This window comes from Edwardsiella ictaluri ATCC 33202, assembly GCF_000264785.1.
Classification (GTDB): domain Bacteria; phylum Pseudomonadota; class Gammaproteobacteria; order Enterobacterales; family Enterobacteriaceae; genus Edwardsiella; species Edwardsiella ictaluri.
The window spans coordinates 1-2,473 of sequence record NZ_AFJI01000099.1 but is presented as its reverse complement, the minus strand read 5'-3'; the positions used below and the strand labels follow the sequence as shown (position 1 = coordinate 2,473).

The window sequence follows — 2,473 nt, the reverse complement described above, 5'->3', positions numbered from 1 at the left end:
TCATTGGTTTTGACATAGGGCTTAACGAACTGAGGGGCCATCAGCTTGACGTTATGGCCCATCGATATGAGTTTGCCGGCCCAAAAGTGGGCAGAAGCACAGGCTTCCATGCCGATCAAACATGGAGGGATGTTGGCAAAAAAGGAAAGCATTTTTGCTCGCTTGAGTTGCTTGTTGAACAAGCGCTTGCCGTGTTCGTCAGTTCCGTGGATCTGAAAAACCTCTTTTGCCAAATCAATGCCGATAGTCTTAACACTCATGATGGCCGCTCCGCTCAAGTAGTGACGATTTATCGTCCCACTGTGGCACAAGATGTAGGGGGCGACCATTCCATTAACAAAGCCTCCTTTTGCTTAATAGTTCTGAAATCCAGTCGCTATGGATAATTTTTTATAGAAATGCGATCTGTATTGTGGTTACCTCGTTACCTCGTTACCTCGTTACCTCGTTACCTCGTTACCTCGTTACCTCGTTACCTCGTTACCTCGTTACCTCGTTACCTCGTTACCTCGTTGTGATTGGAGCATATGATTAACAACAAACTTTCTTTTTCTCAAAACATCCATCAAGACCTTAGCTCTTTAGTTCGGGCTGCTCTTTCTGGGCTTGGCGTCCGAAATAATCTGCTGAATGATTTTAACTCGCACTCTACTATTTCTATCGATCTTGATGAAGGGGATTCTATCAGCATCTCACTGGTTGAAGATCGATTATATATTTGGTCTTTATTAACTATAAGCGAAGAACAGTTAATTGGACAAGCCAGATCAGTCATTCCATCTATCACTAACCCTATTCCATACGCCGAGGGAGGTGGTTGTATATTATTAAGCACTGACAGTGGTTACGAATTGCGCCTTAATGTCCGCATTGATGCATTGCAAGACGGTTTATTAGGCGAGGCTATTACTTCATTTTACCAATTATTAATTAATCTACGTTGAGGGCCATCGAATGAACAATATATCAAGCACTAATATCACATCCATTAACCAATCTGGATCTGATGGTAGTAATCCTGACACACCACAGTTGCCGGTGTCAAAAGTTTCCAATACTTCCAAATCCATTACAGATATAGTAGTGGAACACCCGACCTTGGTGAAGGTGGGGCTTTTAGCTCTTGGAGCGGCTCAGGCTAAATTGTTGTATAACAGCATCTCTAATGGCGAAGTTATTAACAGTATGAAGCTATTAGGTTCTAGCATGGTAACCTATCTGGCTTACAAAGGGGTGGATGCTGTAGTTGAGCGGGACTCTTTATTGAAAGAGAGGGATATTGAAGTACGGCTAAATGAAATCAAGCAAGATACAATGATAGACGATCGGTTTAAACAGGTATTTGGCCACAAGACGTCAAATCCCACAGATTATATTGAGAAGCTAACAGATAATCAGGCATCTGATATTCTTTATGGTGGGAGTAGCAACTTAGAAAGAGTGGCGCTTGCGATAAACAATACCAAATCAAAATTTGGCCTGGATGAAGGCACATGTATGTTGTTACGAAAAGATATTTTATACTTATCTTTGGGGCTTACCTCTTCCGAGGAGAAGCAAAAAATGTTTAATGTTAATGGCAGTTCCGCATGGACTCTTTCCCTATATCACAGCCTTTCAATAAATGAAGAAGAATGCGATGCTGTGACAAATGCTGCTCTTGAGGTAATGGAGGTTCCGAATCACCCTTTACCATCCTAAAATCTGGTGATACATCCAATTAAAGCCGCTAACAAAACCGAGTTGATTCGAATAACGCCAATCCCCACATAGCAGGCATGACACGAAAAATCATCGGTAAGCAGCTCTGGAAATCCTGATAGCCACTTCTGCCGCCCCAACCGCCTTCGTCACGGGGTGGCCGCCCACGCCTTGATGACGATGCCGTTCTCAACGGTATTCTGTTTGTCCTTACGACTGGGATACCGTGGGAGGACTTGCCCCAGTCGTTGGGTTTTGGCAGCGCAATGACGTGCTGGCGTCGCCTACGCGATTGGCAAACTCAAGGCATCTGGCTGCGACTTCACGTGGCTCTGCTGACCCCGCTACACCAAGCGGGTCACATCGACTGGAGCAGAGCAAGCCTCGATGGCGCGAGCGTAGCCAGCCCCCGGGGGGCCAGGAAACAGGACGTAACCCGACAGACAGAGGCAAGCTGGGCAGTAAACGACACATCGTGGTGCAACGTCAGGGCATACCACTCGCCGTGCTTGTCTCAGGAGCCAATCGCCATGACTCGATAATGTTTGAGCCATTGTGGGATGCCCTCCCGGCGTTAGCAGGCAAGAGAGGGCGACCACGATATCGGCCTGACAAGCTACACGCAGACAAGGGGTATGATTTTCGCCGTTGCCGGGATTATCTGAGGCGACGGGGAATCAAGGCCCGTATTGCCCGGCGAGGCATTGATAGCCATGACCGCTTGGGTCGTTATCGCGGGGTTGTAGAGCGAACTCATGGTTGGTTAGCGGGG

At 46.8% G+C, this 2,473-nt stretch carries 2 protein-coding genes and 2 pseudogenes; 3 read left to right on the top strand and 1 reads right to left on the bottom strand.

Going from position 1 to position 2,473, the window contains the following annotated elements:
• Positions 1 to 260, bottom strand: a pseudogene (locus EIEH_RS14720) (IS110 family transposase); the annotation flags it as partial.
• A 267-nt stretch (positions 261 to 527) separates the two neighbouring features.
• Between EIEH_RS14720 and EIEH_RS18005 the strand changes: the two are divergent.
• The 3 genes and pseudogenes from EIEH_RS18005 to EIEH_RS19110 all read left to right on the top strand — a co-directional run.
• Complete coding sequence (locus EIEH_RS18005) at positions 528 to 944, top strand: InvB/SpaK family type III secretion system chaperone (protein ID WP_071525742.1); 417 nt, start codon at positions 528 to 530, stop codon at positions 942 to 944.
• Positions 945 to 954: 10 nt separating this feature from the next.
• The gene (locus EIEH_RS14715) at positions 955 to 1,701 is read left to right on the top strand and encodes a hypothetical protein (protein ID WP_133175618.1); all 747 of its coding nucleotides are present in this window, start codon (positions 955 to 957) and stop codon (positions 1,699 to 1,701) included.
• A gap of 128 nt (positions 1,702 to 1,829) precedes the next feature.
• Positions 1,830 to 2,473, top strand: a pseudogene (locus EIEH_RS19110) (IS5 family transposase); the annotation flags it as partial.